Below are 15,018 nucleotides of genomic sequence, written 5' to 3'. Positions count from 1 at the left end.
CGCTGCGAAGTACCAAACCGACGCTCCACGTTGTCATAAAGCGAGAGGTATTGGACCGTGACCGAAACTTCAGGGTCGGCAGCTTCGCCGACCGGATATCCGCCGAGTACCGACACACTCAGCGCGAACGAAACGAAAATTCTGCATCGCGCGATCGGCGGGTCCGCACTGGGCAACGCCGTGGAGTGGTTCGACTACGCGGTGTACGGCTACCTCGCCGTCTACATCGCCGCCAACTTCTTTCCGTCGGACGACGGGGGAGCGAGTCTGCTCTCCACGTTCGCCGTGCTGGCCGCGTCGTTCATCATTCGCCCCATCGGCGGCATCGTGCTCGGCCCGCTCGGCGACCGAATCGGTCGTCAGAAGGTCCTCGTCCTGACCGTCTCGATGATGACGTTGGCCACGGCGGCGATCGGTGTGCTGCCGACGTTCGACACCATCGGTATCGCAGCACCGTTGCTGTTGCTCGTCTGCCGACTGGTGCAGGGCTTCTCCACCGGCGGTGAGTACGGCGGCGCAGCAGTGTTCATGGCCGAGTACGCGCCCGACAAGCGCCGCGGATTCTTCGGGTCGTTCCTCGAATTCGGCACCCTCGCAGGCACGGTGGGCGGTGCCACCCTGTGCACCCTGCTCAACGTCGGGCTCGGAGACGAGACCATGGAGGCCTGGGGCTGGCGAATCCCGTTCCTGGTGACGCTCCCGCTGGGCATCGTCGCGTTGTGGTTGCGGACCCGGCTCGAGGATTCTCCTGTGTTCGCCGAGGCCAAGGAAGACGGCGGCACGGTCGAAGAAGGTGCAGGTGGAGCAGTCACCTCCCTCAAGGCCACCCTGACGTATTGGCAGCGAATCCTGATTCTGATGGGATTCGTGTTGCTGCTCAACATCGCGTACTACACGGTGCTCACGTTCTTGCCCTCGTACCTCAGCGACACGTTGGGGCACAGCACGACTCAGTCGAACTTCACTCTCGTGGCCATCATGATCATCATGATGTTGATCATCAACCCCATCGGCGCTCTGTCCGACCGGGTGGGCCGAAAGCCGTTGCTGCTGGTCGCCTGTGTGGGGTACTTCGTGTTCAGCGTCCCGCTGTTTCTGCTGATCATCAACACCGGCCTGATCGGCCAGAGCATCGGCCTGCTCGGTCTCGGAGTGTTGCTGGTCATCATGTGCTCCTGCGTGTCGTCGACGCTGCCCGCACTGTTTCCCACCCAGGTGCGCTACGGAGCGTTCGCCATCGGATACAACGTCTCGACGGCGCTCTTCGGCGGCACGGCACCACTGATTCTGACGTTCCTGATCGACCGAACGGGTTCCAACCTGATCCCGGGTTGGTACATGATGATCGCAGCTGCCATCGCGTTCGTTCCGATCCTGTTGATGCCCGAAACCGCCGGCCGGTCGTTGCGCGGCACCCAGTGCCCCGGTGACAACGACGACGAGGTCGCTGCGTCCGGCGTCGAGCTCGTCGGATACAAGTCGAAGTAGTGCCTCCGGTTCTGGCCGTTCTGCATGCCGGCGACCTTCCCGACGGACTCGAGTCCGTCGCGAAGGTCGCAGACATCAGATATGCCACCGCCGACACGCTCGCCGAGGCCGTCGACGGTGCCGAAGCCCTGCTGCTGTGGGATTTCTTCTCGCCCGCAGTCGAATCCGCGTGGCCGCATTGCGGTTCGCTGAAGTGGATCCATATCGCCGCTGCCGGAGTGGACTCGTTGTTGTTCGACGAACTGGTGGAATCCGATGTGGTCGTGACCAATTCGCGTGGAGTGTTCGACCGACCTATCGCGGAGTTCGTGCTGGCCCAGATCCTCGCGTTCGCCAAGGACTCCGAACGTTCGCGCACACTGCAGCATTCGAAGACCTGGCAGCACCGCGAGACCGAACGCATCGACGGTGCACACGTGATGATCGTGGGCACCGGAGCAATCGGTCGTGCCATCGCGACTCTGCTGAGTGCCGTGGGAATGTCGGTCTCCGGCGTGGGTCGAACAGCGCGAGGCGGCGACGGAGACTTCGGCACCGTGTACGCCAGTGATGATCTGGTGGACGAAGTAGGGCGGGCCGACTACCTGGTTCTGGTTGCCCCGCTGACCGAACAGACGAGGGGCCTGGTCGACGATTCCGTGTTGGCCGCGATGAAGCCCGGATCGAGGGTGATCAACGTCGGTCGCGGCGAGCTACTCGACGCCGATGCACTGCTCACGCATCTCGCTTCCGGACACCTCGCCGGGGCTGCGCTCGACGTCTTCGAGACCGAGCCGCTCCCGGCCGACCACCCGCTGTGGGCGGCCGAGAACGTGGTCGTCACACCGCACATGAGCGGGGACGCGTCGGGGTGGAAGAGTCGTCTCGCCGACGTCTTCGCCGACAACGCGCAGCGATACTTCCGCGGCGAACAGCTGCGCAACGTCGTCGACAAGAAGCTCGGTTTCGTGGTGTGACCGGTCTCGTGATGTGACTGTCAGTAGGCCCGCTCGTACTGCGGTGCCACTGCCGGTGCCATCTCCACTCCGAGTTCGCGGGCTGCGCGCCGTGGCCAGTACGGATCGCGCAGCAGCTCGCGGGCGAGGAGCACCGCAGTCGCCTCGCCGAGCGAAACGATGTCCTCGGCCTGTTTCGGTTCGGTGATCATCCCCACCGCTGCGGCCGGCATCGTGGTCTCGTTCTGGATACGCCGTGCGAACGGCACCTGGTAGCCGGGTTCGACCGGAATCTCGGCGCGTACGTTCCCTCCGGTGGACGTATCGACGAGATCCACGCCGTGCTCGGTGAGTATCTGCGCCAGCGCGACAGTCTGATCAGAGGTCCAACTCGGAGCTTCCAAGTCGGCTGCAGCATCGGACTTCTCGGGTTCGTCGAGCCAGTCCGTTGCCGACAGACGGACGAACACCGGAAGCTCGGCCGGCCACACCTCACGGACCGCGTCGACCACCTCGATCAGCAGGCGAGTCCGTCCCGCGAAGTCGCCGCCGTAGGCGTCGGTGCGGGTGTTGCTGGCTGGCGAGAGGAATTGGTGCAGGAGGTATCCGTGCGCGCCGTGTATCTCGGCTACCTGGAACCCGGCCTTCAGTGCGCGCTGCGCAGCGTTACGAAAATCGTCGACGATCTTTGCGATGTCGTCGGCTGTCGCCTCCCGTGGTGTCGCGTAACGACCGAACGGTACGGCGCTCGGGCCCACGGTCTCCCAGCTCCGGGGATCCTCGGCGGGCAGTGATGTGCCACCGAGCCAGGGAGCCGCCGTCGAGCCCTTCCGGCCCGCATGCGCCAGCTGGATGCCCGGGACGGTACCGAAGGACGAGATCTCGGTGACGATCTCGGCCAGTGCGTCGGCCTGTGTGTCGTTCCAGATGCCCAGGTCCGACGGGCTGATTCGCCCCTCGGGGCTGACCGCCGTGGCCTCGGTGATGATCAGGCCGGCTCCGCCGATCGCGCGGCTCACCAGGTGGGTGCGATGCCAGTCGCCCGCGACGCCGACGTTCTCGCCCGTCTCGTCGGCCGAGTACTGGCACATCGGTGCCATCCATACCCGGTTGGGAAAGGTGAGCTCGCGCAATGTCAGGGGCTCGAACAGGGCACTCACAGGTGGTTCCTCCGGTCTGTCGGTCTCGACGTCGGTGACGTCGGCGATGTCCACGCTGTGCTGCAACGACGTGGAGATGCAGCTTCATTCCCCGGCCCTATTAGTGTGTAGTGCATGACTGCTTCCGTCTCGGCCGCTTCGGTGCCGTCCTCTGCCGACGAGCGCGAGAACGTGCACTCGGCTGCTCGCCGAGCCCGCGTCGCTTCACGTGCACTGGCGTTGCTGACCACTGCGGAGAAGGATTCGCTGCTGCATGCCGCGGCCGACGCCGTGCTGGCCGCAGCGGAGCCGGTGCTCGCAGCCAACGCCGCCGACATCGAGATCGCCCGCGCTGCGGGAACGGACGAGGGTCTGCTCGATCGGCTGCGGCTGACGGCACCTCGCATCGACGGTATTGCCGCAGGGCTGCGGCAGGTGGCGGGCCTACCCGATCCGATCGGCGAGGTCATCCGCGGATCGACGCTCCCCAACGGGCTCGAGATCAGGCAGATGCGGGTTCCGCTGGGCGTCGTGGGCATGGTCTACGAGGCGCGCCCCAACGTGACCGTCGACGCGTTCGGTCTGGCGTTCAAATCCGGGAACGCAGTGCTGCTGCGGGGATCCTCGTCCGCGGCGCAGTCGAACGCAGCCCTGGTCGAGGCGCTGCAGGGTGCGCTCACGAGCCACGGGCTGCCGGAATCGGCAGTACAACTGCTCGGTAGTGCTGATCGGTCGACGGTCACCCACCTCATTCAGGCCCGCGGGCTGGTGGATGTCGTGATCCCGCGTGGGGGAGCGGGTCTGATCGCCGCGGTCGTGCGTGATGCCACGGTTCCCACCATCGAGACCGGGGTGGGTAACTGCCACGTCTATCTGCATTCCTCCGCCGACGCGGAGACGGCCGAGAAGATCGTGCTCAACGCCAAGACCCGCCGGGTGAGCGTGTGCAATGCCGCCGAAACGGTGCTGGTCGATGCCGCGATCGCCGAGACTATAGTGCCGAGGTTGTTGCAGGCGTTCCAGATGCACAGCGTCACGGTGCACGGTGATCTGCCGGGGTTGGTTCCCGCAGGCGACGACGATTGGTCGCAGGAATACCTCTCGCTCGACATCGCGCTGAAGGTGGTCGACGGCATCGACGAGGCAATCGACCACATCGACCGATACGGCACCGGCCATACCGAGGCGATCGTCGCGTCGGACATTGGTGCTGCGCGCGAATTCACCCGACGAGTCGACGCGGCTGCCGTGATGGTCAACGCCTCCACCGCGTTCACCGACGGCGAGCAGTTCGGCTTCGGTGCCGAGATCGGCATCTCCACCCAGAAGCTGCACGCCCGCGGCCCAATGGGCCTACCCGAGCTGACCTCGACCAAGTGGACGGTGTGGGGCGACGGGCACGTCAGACCCGTCTGACCGGCCTGCAGCCACTCGACCCGCCAGACCCGATCTTCCAGGAGTTGTGACGTGGACCGTGCCCTACCGACGACACCACCGTTGTTCGCGAGCGTGAACGATGTTCAGGCCCGTCTGGCCGAGACGGGGTATCTGGCCGACAAGGCCACGGCAACATCGGTTTTTCTCGCCGATCGCCTCGGCAAGCCGCTGTTGATCGAGGGTCCCGCCGGAGTCGGCAAGACCGAATTGGCGCGCGCGGTCGCGCAGTCGACCGGAGCCGAACTGGTGCGACTGCAGTGCTACGAGGGCGTCGACGAGGCGAGGGCTCTGTACGAGTGGAACCACGCCAAACAGATCCTGCGTATCCAATCCGGCTCGAGTGCCGACTGGGACTCGACGAAGCTCGGCGTGTTCTCCGAGGAGTTTCTGCTGGCTCGGCCACTGCTGCAGGCCATTCGCCGAACCGAGCCGACCGTGCTCCTGATCGACGAGACCGACAAGGCAGATGTCGAGATCGAGGGCTTGCTGCTCGAGGTGCTCAGCGACTTCGCGATCACCATTCCCGAGCTGGGCACGATCACGGCGGAGCGCACCCCGTTCGTCGTGTTGACCTCCAATGCCACGCGCGAACTGTCGGAAGCCCTCAAGCGCCGCTGCCTGTTCCTGCACCTCGACTTTCCCGACGCGGACCTCGAGCGTCGAATCCTGGCCAGCCGCGTTCCCGAACTGCCCGAGGCGATCGCGGAGCAGATGATCAAGACCGTCCGCGTGCTCCGAGGGATGCAGCTCAAGAAGTTGCCGTCGGTGGCCGAGACGATCGACTGGGGTCGCACACTCCTGGCCCTCGGCATGGACACTCTTGACGACGACGCGGTCCGGTCGACGCTCGGAGTCGTGCTCAAGCATCAGTCCGATCAGGTGCGCGCCGCCGCCGAACTGCGGCTGAACTGACATGCTCGCCCCACACGGAATTCCCGGGCATCTCGTCGGCTTCGTCGAGGCGTTACGCAAGCGTGGGATCTCGGTGGGGCCGTCGGAGACCGTCGATGCCGGACGCGTCCTGTCGGTGTTGGATCTGTTGGACAGAGAAGCGGTCCGCGAGGGGCTGGCCTGCGCGCTGCTGAGACGGCCGACGCACCGCGGGGTGTTCGACGCGTTGTTCGACCTGTGGTTTCCGGTGGCATCGGGGACCAGGGATTCGGGGCAGATCGACACCGCGCTGCCTCGCACCGAGACAGGCGAGGTCGATATCGATGCGTTGCGTGAACTGATCGTCGAACTGCTCTCGGACGACTCGGCGGAGGCCGCCGAATTGACCCAGATGCTGGCGGCCCAGATGGTCGAGGAACTCGGTCAGTACAAGTCCTCGAACGGGCCGTCGTTCTCGGCCTATCAGGCGTTGCGTGATGTTGCTCCCGACACGCTGCTTCGTAAGATCCTCGACGGCCTGCTGGGCCGGAGTGACGACGCGCCGGATCGGCCCACCGACGACTACGAGTCGGAGGTGGCCAAACGTACTGCAGCGCAACGCATTGCCGACCTACGTAAGATGGTCGAAAGTGAGACGAGGCGACGGTCGGCCGAGAAACTGGGCCGCGACCGGGTAGCGAGCTACGGCGTGCCGAAACTGGCGGAGGAAGTCGATTTCCTGCGTGCCTCGGACGCGGAGATGGTTGCATTGCGGCGTAACGTCGCACCGCTGGCGCGGTTGCTGGCCTCGCGACTTGCGGTGCGCCGCAGTCGAAGCAGGCACGGCTCCATCGATCTGCGACGCACGCTGCGCAAATCCATGTCGACCGGCGGTATTCCCATCGATCTGGTGGAGCGTAAGCCGCGTCGTGCCCGGCCGGAACTGGTTGTGCTGTGCGATGTCTCGGGGTCGGTGGCCGGATTCAGCAACTTCACCCTGCTGCTGGTGCACGCTCTTCGTGAACAGTTCTCCCGGGTGCGAATCTTTGCGTTCGTCGACTCCACCGACGAGGTGACGCGGTTCTTCGATTCCGGGGCAGACCTCGGGGCCGCCATGAGCCGGATCGTGCGGGAAGCGGACCTGGTGACCTACGACGGTCATTCGGATTACGGGCATGCCCTGACGACATTCGACGAGAAGTACGCGCAGGTCATCACCAGCCGCAGTTCGGTTCTCGTTCTGGGCGATGCCCGGACGAACTATCGAGAACCGAAGCTGCCGGCGTTGGCCCGAATCGTCTCGGTGGCCAAGCACGCCTACTGGCTCAACCCCGAACCCAAATCTCAGTGGGGATCCGGTGATTCGGCGGCCAAGGTGTATGCAGACGTGATTGCGATGCACGAGTGTCGGTCGGCCCAACAGCTCGCGACGGTGGTCTCACGACTGTTGCCGGTATGAGGCGTGTAACCGGCGTCGCTGCCACGGACGTAGAATCGTCGGTTGTGCAGCACGAATCCGGCCCCGGTGAGGACACGAACACCACGCCGACTCTCCGGTTGGGGGTCATGGGCGGCACTTTCGACCCCATTCACCACGGTCACCTCGTGGCTGCGAGCGAGGTGGCGGCCACGTTCGGTCTGGACGAGGTCATCTTCGTTCCCACCGGGACCCCGTGGCAGAAGGAGGGGCGGTCGGTCAGCCCGGCCGAGGATCGCTACTTGATGACGGTCATCGCCACCGCGTCGAATCCTCGGTTCTCGGTGAGCCGGGTCGACGTCGACCGGGAGAAGTCGACGTACACCGTCGACACCCTGAGGGATCTTCGAGCGCAGCACCCCGATGCCGAGTTGTACTTCATCACCGGTGCCGATGCGCTCGAGTCCATCCTGACGTGGCAGAACTGGGAGGAGCTCTTCGAGCTCGCGAAGTTCGTCGGAGTGACGCGGCCGGGGTTCGAGCTCGGCGTCGATCATCTGGCCAACCATCTACGATCGTTGCCCGCCGACACTCTCACATTGATGGAAATCCCGGCACTCGCGATATCGTCGACGGACTGCCGACGTCGTGCCGGTGAAAATCGGCCGGTCTGGTACCTCGTCCCGGACGGCGTCGTGCAATACATCTCGAAGAGGAACCTCTATCGACCACGGGGCGCGCAGCGCCTCGACGGATCCGTCACCATGTCGGAACCGGCGCCACAGAAGAAGCAACCGGCCGGGTCGGTCACCAGCGCAGTGACCGCGAACCCGAGCCATACGAGTGGGAGTACACCGAAGTGACTGCAACAGCCGAAGCCGCCGAGATGGCGCGTATCGCCGCGCTCGCAGCCGACGACAAACTGGCCAGCGACGTGGTGATCCTCGACGTCTCCGACCAGCTCTACATCACCGATTGCTTCGTGATCGCCTCCGCGCCCAACGAGCGTCAGGTCAACTCGATCGTGGAGAACATCGAGGACCAGCTTCGTGAGGCCGGACACAAGCCGGTGCGTCGCGAGGGTACCCGAGAGGGCCGCTGGGCGCTGCTGGACTACTCCGACATCGTGGTGCACGTCCAGCACAACGAAGAGCGCAACTTCTATGCGCTCGAGCGACTGTGGAAGGACTGCCCGACGATCGAGGTTCCGGGCCTCGGTCAGCATCCGGCACCGGAACCGGAGCAATGATCCGGCGGCTCATCCTGCTTCGCCACGGTCAGACTGACTACAACGCCACCGACCGTATGCAGGGCCAGCTCGATACCGATCTGTCCGAGCTGGGCCGCAGTCAGGCGAAGACGGCTGCGGCCGAATTGGCTGTCCGCGCGCCCATCCGCATCGTCTCGTCCGATCTCAAGCGCGCTCTCGACACTGCGGAAGCTCTCGGGGACGCGGCTGGAGTCCCGGTGTCCACGGACGAGCGGCTGCGGGAGACACATCTCGGCGACTGGCAGGGACTCACCCACACCGAGGTGGACGACATCGCCCCCGGGGCGCGTCCGGCCTGGCGTGCCGACGCAACCGTCGCCCCGCCCGGTGGGGAAAGTCGCATCGACGTTGCGAACCGCAGCGTGCCGCTGGTGCGTGAGCTCCTCGGCGGCGTCCCCGAGTGGGGTGCCGACGGCGACCAGCGACCACTGGTGCTCGTGGCGCACGGAGGGTTGATCGCTGCCCTGACCGCAGCGTTGCTCGCACTGCCGACCGATCGCTGGCCGGTGCTCGGCGGCCTCGCCAACACCAGCTGGGTACAGCTCGGTGCGCACGGACCCGGTGACAACCCGTCCTGGCGGCTCGACGTCTGGAACGCCTCGGCGCGGGTGGCCAGTGACGTCCTCTGAGGAGGCCGCCGCGCGCCCCGTGCTGCTCGTGCTGGCGGACTCGCTGAGCTATTACGGACCCGAGGGCGGGCTGCCGGTCGACGATCCTCGGCTGTGGCCCAATATCGTTGCTGCAGAGCTGGATTGGGATGTCGAGCTGGTAGCCCGCATCGGCTGGACGAGCCGCGATGCGTGGTGGGCTCTGACCCAGGATCCGCGAGTGTGGGCGGTGATACCGCGGGCCGGTGCCGTCGTACTCGGAATCGGCGGCATGGACTCGTTGCCGTCGCCGCTACCGACCGCGTTGCGTGAGCAGATCCGCTACATCCGTCCGCCCGCACTTCGGCGGGTCGTTCGCGCGGGTTATCAAGCGGTGCAGCCGGTCCTGTCGCATCTGGGTTGGCCGGTGGCGCTTCCGCCGCGACTGAGTGTCGACTACCTCGAGCAGACCCGCGCCGCATTGGCCTACGTGCGGCCGGAATTGCCCGTCGTCGGTACCTATCCGTCGGTGCATCGGTGCGACGCCTACGGGCGGGTGCATTCGGGGCGCGAGCCCGCGGTACGAGCGCTGCGTGCCTGGAGCGACGAAAACGGTGTTCCGATGGTCGATCTCGCGGAGGCAGTTCGTCCGAACATCGAGTCCGAGAACGCCAACCCCGACGGAATCCACTGGGGTTGGGATGCACACGTGGCCGTGGCCGACGCAATGCTGACGGTGTTGCGACCGGTGGCAGCGGCGGCAGCGATCCGGCACCCATGACCGTCGCCGTCGTCACCGATTCGTCGTCCTGCCTGCCCGCGTCCATAGCCGCCGAGTGCGGTATCACGGTGGCACCGCTGCATGTGTTGGTGGACGGCGTCGACCATCGTGAGGGTATCGACGAGATTCCCGAACAATCGACCGACGGAAAGCCGGTGACGACCGCGGGGGCGTCTCCGGGCGAGCTGACCGAGGTCTATGCCGCAGCTCTCGAACGCAGTCGCGGGGCGGGCGTCGTCGCACTGCACATCTCCCGGGGCCTGTCGAGCACCTGGGAGGCTGCGCGGCAGGCCGCCGAGCAGATCGGATCGTTGGTGAAGGTTGTCGATTCCGGTTCTGCCGGAATGGGATTGGGCTACCCGGCGCTGGCAGCAGCGTATGCCGCAGCGGGTGGAGCCGGACTCGACGAGGTCTACGACAATGCTGTTCGCAGGTCTGCGTCGTCGAGATGTTTCATCGTCGTCGATCGATTGGATCACCTGCGCCGCGGCGGCCGTATCGGCACTGCCGCAGCCCTGCTCGGTACGGCCCTGGCGATGAAGCCGGTGCTGTACATCAGCGATGGTGCGCTGGTGTTGCGCGAGAAGACGCGAACCTCCTCGAAAGCACTGAGCAAGCTGGTGGACGCGGCAGCTGCCGCGGCGGCCGACATCGGTACGCAATCCGGGGTTGTCGTGGCTGTGCATCATATGCAGTGCGCCGAGCGAGCCGAGGACGTCTCAGCCATGCTGATGGCGCGTATCCCGGACCTGACCAGCGTCGACGTGCTGCCGTTCGGTGCGGTGCTCGGTGCACACGTCGGTCCCGGTGCCGTCGGCGTAGTCGTCGCTCCTGGTCATCGGTAGGGCGTATCGAGCCGCGTCATCCACAGACTCTCGATTGTGCACAGGGCAGTTCGCGACCACCGTTCGCCCCGGTCGGGTTCGTCCGGAAGGCGCTAGCGTCCTGAGACATGGGCGGCGACGACGATCGGGCACACACGGTGGCACGATTGAATTCCGTGCGGAGGCAGAATGATTCCGCGCGCGCCGAGCCGCGCCGAGTCGACGAATTCGATGACCCCCAGGGCGAGCCGCCGATCGGGCAACCACAGGACGGCGTCGTGCGTCCCGATCCGGAGTGGCTGCTTCCTGCCGCGCAGCGTCCCGAATCACCATGGTCGTCGTTGCTACCGCAGCGGTGGCGATTCGCGCGGGTGGATCCCGGCCGACCCGGTGTGAAGGCGTTGGCGGCGGCGGGTGTGTTCGTGGTCCTCGTCGCCGGCTTCGCGGTGTTTCGAGATGCGCCGACGCCTGCGCCCGCACCACCACTGGCGGTGGTCTCCACCGACGCCGCCGATACCCGCGCGCCGGACTCGGCGATGTCCGAATCCGGGTCGGTGGGCCGGTCGCCGGACAAGACGGCCGGCACGGCACCGGTCGCGGAAACAGAACTTGTCGTCAGTGTCGTCGGACTCGTCGCGCATCCCGGTCTCGTTCGGCTGCAACCGGGCTCGCGCATCGCCGACGCTTTGGCCGCAGCGGGAGGGGCTGTGGAGGGTGCCGATCTGTTGGCGCTGAACATGGCAGCTCGGGTGTCGGACGGCGATCAGATCGTCGTGGGGCTGGTGCCGGCTCCGGCGGCCCCTCCGGTCAGCGGCACCACGTCGGGTCAGGATGCAGGGCCGGGCGGAGTTGCCGGTTCGACGACGGACCAGGCGGGCCCTGCCGCCGGCGGAGCAGTGGACCTCAATACGGCCACGGTCGCAGAATTGGATGCGCTGCCCGGTGTGGGACCGGTGACGGCAACGTCGATCGTGAGCTGGCGAGACACGAACGGCCGCTTCGTATCGGTCGATCAGCTCGCCGAGGTCGACGGTATCGGCCCGGGCCGGCTCACCAAGATTCGCGACCTGGTCCGAGTCTCGTGACCGGGGTGCCGTCGTCGACGGACTCCGAGGAACCAGTTCCTTTCGACATCCGCCTGATTCCGGCGGCGGCGGCATCCTGGTCTATCACTGCGACCGGTATTCTCGCCGGTCCGAGCGCGGCGGTGACGGCCACGGTGGTGACGTGCGCGATCGTGGTGCTGGGAGCCGTTGTGCTGCAAAGGATCTCGACGGGTCGAGCGGACACTGCGAGACACGTGTGGTCCGGGGCGGCCGCGGTGATCGTCGTGGCGTTGTGTTTCGGCGGTGCGATCTGGCTTCAGATGCGCTCAGTGGCGGAGCATCCAGTGGCTGCGGCCGCGCAGAATCGGGCATGGATCACGGCAGTGGTCGATCTCGAAGAAGACCCGCGACGCCTACCCGCGCCCGGGCCGCGGATGGTGATGTTGCAGGCGGAGATGACCCGCGTCGATGTCGGCGGCGAGGCGCTCTACGTCGGCGGCCGGGTATCGATCGTGGCGCCGGAGTCGACATGGTCGGCACTACTTCCGGGCCAGCAGATCACGGTCCGAGGCCGGCTCGGGGTGCCCACCAGGTCCGATATGACCGTGGCCGTCATCCGAACGACCGGTCCGCCGGTGGCAGTAGGTGAGCCCGGACCGGTCTCGTCGGCGGCGGGCTCGTTTCGCTCGAATCTGGCAGACGTGGCGCAGAATTCGCTCCCGTCGGACCGGGCAGGTCTACTGCCGGGCCTCGTCGTGGGCGATGTCTCACGATTGGACGAGCAGGTAGTCGAGAACTTCCGAGCCGCGGGCTTGACGCATCTGACGGCGGTGTCGGGTGCGAACTTCTCGATCCTGATCGGTGCCGTGCTGTTGGTGTTGCGCGGCATAGGGATAGGGCCTCGCGCCACCGTCACGATTGCCTTCGTCGTTCTGATCGCCTTCGTCGTCGTGGCCCGACCGTCCCCCAGCGTGTTGCGCGCCGCGGTGATGGGGTCGATCGGTTTGCTGGCCTTGGTGACCGGCAGACGGAAGCAAGCGGTCCCGGCCTTGTGCGGCGCGGTGTTGGCACTACTCGGGTGGTGGCCGCGGCTCGCCGTGGACGTCGGATTCGTGTTGTCTGTGTTCGCCACCGCGGGGCTGGTGCTGGTGGCACCGATCTGGGTGGACTGGCTGCGGGCCCGAGGATGGCCCCGGGCAGCTGCGGAGGTGGTGGCGGTCGCCGCGGCGGCCCACGTGGTGACGGCACCCGTCGTCGCGGCAATGGCGGGAACGTTCAGCGTGGTGGGTGTGGTTGCGAACGTACTGGTCTCGCCGGTGGTCGCTCCCATCACCGTGGTGGGCATCGTGACTGCGGTGTTGGCTGTGGTCAGCACCTCGTTGGCCGACGTGACGGCGCAGCTGGCGTCGGCACCGTTGTGGTGGTTGATCACGGTGGCCGAGCGTGCCGCGTCGGTGCCGGCAGCATCGGTCGTCGTTCCGGAGGGTGTCCGTGGAATCGCGGCGGCGATCGTCGGCACTGTCGTGCTCCTGGGCGCGCTGCGATGGGCGTTGTTCCGCTGGGTGTCGGCCACGTTCGCGATTGCACTTCTGGCGCTGTGGACGGCCCATGTCGTGTGGTGAGTGACGGTCCGAAGCGGATGTCCGTGGTGTCGGCGGCGCATGGCACGATCATGGTCGTGACTTCGAGTGTGGCTCCTCTGCATCTGGTACTCGGCGACGAGGAACTACTGATGGATCGTGCGGTGGCCGCGATCGTGACGCAGGTGCGTGCGAATGCGGCGATCCCGGGGGAGGACCTCCCGGTGACCCGGCTGCGGACCGGTGACGCAAGTGCTCCCGAGCTCGCCGAACTGCTGAGTCCGTCTCTGTTCGCTGAAGACCGTGTCGTCGTACTCGAGGCGGCGGCCGAGGCCGGTAAGGATGCAGTCGCTCTGGTGCTCGACGCGGCTACCGATCCACCCGAGGGTGCCGTCGTGGTGGTCATGCATTCCGGCGGCGGCCGCGCCAAAGCGATGGTCGGTGCCCTCCAGAAATGCGGGGCTCAGGTCCACGAATGCGTCAAGCTCACCAAACCGGCCGAGCGGATCGATTTTGTCCGGGGCGAGTTTCGCGCGGCGGACGTCCGCGTCAGCGGCGAGGTGATCGAGGCTGTCGTCGAGTCCGTCGGTAACGAACTCCGCGAATTGGCCTCGGCGTGTTCACAGTTGGTCTCCGACACCGGAGGCAAAGTCGATCTGGCCGCCGTGCGTCGGTACTACTCGGGCAAGGCGGAGGTATCGGGATTCGACGTCGCGGACAAGGCCGTCATCGGTGATCGAGCCGGCGCTCTCGAAGCCTTGCGGTGGGCGATGCACCGGGGAGTGGCCCACGTTCTTCTCGCGGATGCGCTCGCCGATGCCGTGCGCACAATCGCGCTCGTCGGCTCGGCCGGTCGCGGTGACCCGTTCCGGATGGCAGGCGAACTGGGAATGCCGCCCTGGAAGATCAAGAAGGCGCAGGGCCAAGCGCGCGGCTGGAACGGCCGCTCGATAGCGCAGGCCCTGCGCGTGGTGGCGCAGCTGAACGCCGACGTCAAAGGCCAAGCAGCGGACGCGGACTACGCGGTGGAGCGAGCTGTCGCCGAGGTCGCCTCGTTGGGTGACCGCTAGCGGGGTGCCCGGCGCACGACAAAGCCCGCTGCGTCCTCATCGGATGCAGCGGGCTCGATCGAGCTCAGTACGAGATCAGAGCTTGTTGACTGCGAGAGCCAGTGCCGACTTCTTGTTGGCGGCCTGGTTCTTGTGGATGACGCCCTTGCTGGCGGCCTTGTCGAGCTTGCGGCCGGCATCGAGAAGAATCTCGGAAGCCTTGTCCTTGTCGCCCGCAGCCTGTGCCTCGCGGAACGAGCGGATGACGGTGCGAAGGGAGGACTTCACCGACTGGTTGCGCAGGCGTGCACGCTCGTTGGTGAGAATCCGCTTCTTCTGGGACTTGATATTGGCCACGCGTAAAATCCTTGTCGTCTTCGTCGGTATTCCGGTCAGGGCGATCCATGCTGGAATGCCCGAAGTCTGCTGCTGAGCGTTGAGCCCTGCGCCGAAGATCGAGAATACCAGCACAGGACGGCAGAACCCAATCCGGCGTCGCCCTCCACAGCCGTTTCAAGAATTTAACGCTTCTACCGCGCCTAACTCCTGTCTCTGTAGCAACATTGCCAGGATGAGTCCGCGATCGGCAACGCAT

15 protein-coding genes are annotated in these 15,018 nt (G+C 66.0%); 13 read left to right on the top strand and 2 right to left on the bottom strand.

What is annotated here, in order from left to right; genetic code table 11:
- Positions 1-57 precede the first annotated feature (57 nt).
- Together CH281_RS17635 and CH281_RS17630 are read left to right on the top strand one after the other, a co-directional pair.
- Positions 58-1,488: an MFS transporter gene (locus tag CH281_RS17635; protein WP_051365181.1), complete on the top strand. Its 1,431-nt coding sequence runs from the start codon at positions 58-60 to the stop codon at positions 1,486-1,488.
- A complete protein-coding gene (locus tag CH281_RS17630; RefSeq protein WP_094694972.1) occupies positions 1,488-2,444 on the top strand; it encodes a D-2-hydroxyacid dehydrogenase in 957 nt (318 codons plus the stop codon). The genes CH281_RS17635 and CH281_RS17630 overlap by 1 nt, the downstream gene beginning before the upstream one ends.
- Positions 2,445-2,464: 20 nt before the next feature.
- On the opposite strand, the gene CH281_RS17625 is transcribed toward CH281_RS17630, so the two are convergent.
- Positions 2,465-3,583, bottom strand: a complete 1,119-nt coding sequence (locus CH281_RS17625) for an NADH:flavin oxidoreductase/NADH oxidase (RefSeq protein WP_032406844.1) — start codon at positions 3,581-3,583, stop codon at positions 2,465-2,467.
- 114 nt (positions 3,584-3,697) lie between these two features.
- On the opposite strand from CH281_RS17625, the gene CH281_RS17620 reads away from it, so the two are divergent.
- The 11 genes from CH281_RS17620 to holA all read left to right on the top strand — a co-directional run bounded on the left by CH281_RS17620 (position 3,698) and on the right by holA (position 14,444).
- Entirely contained in the window at positions 3,698-4,978 is a 1,281-nt protein-coding gene (locus tag CH281_RS17620; protein ID WP_094694970.1) for a glutamate-5-semialdehyde dehydrogenase, read from the top strand.
- A gap of 51 nt (positions 4,979-5,029) precedes the next feature.
- Positions 5,030-5,911 carry an AAA family ATPase gene (locus tag CH281_RS17615; RefSeq protein WP_094694968.1) on the top strand — a complete coding sequence of 294 codons (882 nt, stop codon included), beginning with the start codon at positions 5,030-5,032 and terminating at the stop codon, positions 5,909-5,911.
- 1 nt (position 5,912) lies between these two features.
- Positions 5,913-7,328, top strand: coding sequence for a vWA domain-containing protein (locus CH281_RS17610; protein ID WP_094664611.1), 1,416 nt, complete (start codon positions 5,913-5,915; stop codon positions 7,326-7,328).
- A gap of 107 nt (positions 7,329-7,435) precedes the next feature.
- Positions 7,436-8,149, top strand: coding sequence for a nicotinate-nucleotide adenylyltransferase (nadD, locus tag CH281_RS17605; RefSeq protein ID WP_027497530.1), 714 nt, complete (start codon positions 7,436-7,438; stop codon positions 8,147-8,149).
- Positions 8,146-8,535, top strand: a complete 390-nt coding sequence (rsfS, locus tag CH281_RS17600) for a ribosome silencing factor (RefSeq protein ID WP_027497529.1) — start codon at positions 8,146-8,148, stop codon at positions 8,533-8,535. Before nadD ends, rsfS begins: the two co-directional genes overlap by 4 nt.
- Positions 8,532-9,185, top strand: coding sequence for a histidine phosphatase family protein (locus CH281_RS17595; protein WP_027497528.1), 654 nt, complete (start codon positions 8,532-8,534; stop codon positions 9,183-9,185). Before rsfS ends, CH281_RS17595 begins: the two co-directional genes overlap by 4 nt.
- Positions 9,172-9,924 (top strand): diglucosylglycerate octanoyltransferase, encoded by a 753-nt coding sequence (gene octT / locus CH281_RS17590; protein WP_027497527.1) that lies wholly within the window; start codon positions 9,172-9,174, stop codon positions 9,922-9,924. The genes CH281_RS17595 and octT overlap by 14 nt, the downstream gene beginning before the upstream one ends.
- Positions 9,921-10,769: a DegV family protein gene (locus CH281_RS17585; RefSeq protein WP_032389259.1), complete on the top strand. Its 849-nt coding sequence runs from the start codon at positions 9,921-9,923 to the stop codon at positions 10,767-10,769. Before octT ends, CH281_RS17585 begins: the two co-directional genes overlap by 4 nt.
- A gap of 107 nt (positions 10,770-10,876) precedes the next feature.
- Entirely contained in the window at positions 10,877-11,833 is a 957-nt protein-coding gene (locus CH281_RS17580) for a ComEA family DNA-binding protein (RefSeq protein ID WP_080729208.1), read from the top strand.
- Positions 11,830-13,416 (top strand): ComEC/Rec2 family competence protein, encoded by a 1,587-nt coding sequence (locus CH281_RS17575; RefSeq protein ID WP_094694966.1) that lies wholly within the window; start codon positions 11,830-11,832, stop codon positions 13,414-13,416. Before CH281_RS17580 ends, CH281_RS17575 begins: the two co-directional genes overlap by 4 nt.
- Positions 13,417-13,472: 56 nt before the next feature.
- Positions 13,473-14,444 carry a DNA polymerase III subunit delta gene (gene holA / locus CH281_RS17570; protein ID WP_027497523.1) on the top strand — a complete coding sequence of 324 codons (972 nt, stop codon included), beginning with the start codon at positions 13,473-13,475 and terminating at the stop codon, positions 14,442-14,444.
- Positions 14,445-14,519: 75 nt separating this feature from the next.
- Here holA and rpsT read toward each other — a convergent pair whose 3' ends face one another.
- Positions 14,520-14,780, bottom strand: a complete 261-nt coding sequence (rpsT, locus tag CH281_RS17565) for a 30S ribosomal protein S20 (protein ID WP_027497522.1) — start codon at positions 14,778-14,780, stop codon at positions 14,520-14,522.
- Positions 14,781-15,018 lie beyond the last annotated feature (238 nt).

The sequence above is a fragment of the Rhodococcus sp. 06-221-2 genome, assembly GCF_002258365.1.
In the GTDB taxonomy this organism is placed as follows: domain Bacteria; phylum Actinomycetota; class Actinomycetes; order Mycobacteriales; family Mycobacteriaceae; genus Rhodococcoides; species Rhodococcoides fascians.
This window is presented reverse-complemented; position numbering and strand designations above follow the sequence as displayed.

Excerpts from the sequence above, each read along its gene's own strand:
- nadD (WP_027497530.1), top strand. The coding sequence starts at position 7,436 with ATGGGCGGCACTTTCGACCCCATTCACCACGGTCACCTCGTGGCTGCG.
- CH281_RS17580 (WP_080729208.1), top strand. The coding sequence starts at position 10,877 with ATGGGCGGCGACGACGATCGGGCACACACGGTGGCACGATTGAATTCC.
- CH281_RS17610 (WP_094664611.1), top strand. The coding sequence starts at position 5,913 with ATGCTCGCCCCACACGGAATTCCCGGGCATCTCGTCGGCTTCGTCGAG.
- CH281_RS17585 (WP_032389259.1), top strand. The coding sequence starts at position 9,921 with ATGACCGTCGCCGTCGTCACCGATTCGTCGTCCTGCCTGCCCGCGTCC.
- CH281_RS17620 (WP_094694970.1), top strand. The coding sequence starts at position 3,698 with ATGACTGCTTCCGTCTCGGCCGCTTCGGTGCCGTCCTCTGCCGACGAG.
- CH281_RS17595 (WP_027497528.1), top strand. The coding sequence starts at position 8,532 with ATGATCCGGCGGCTCATCCTGCTTCGCCACGGTCAGACTGACTACAAC.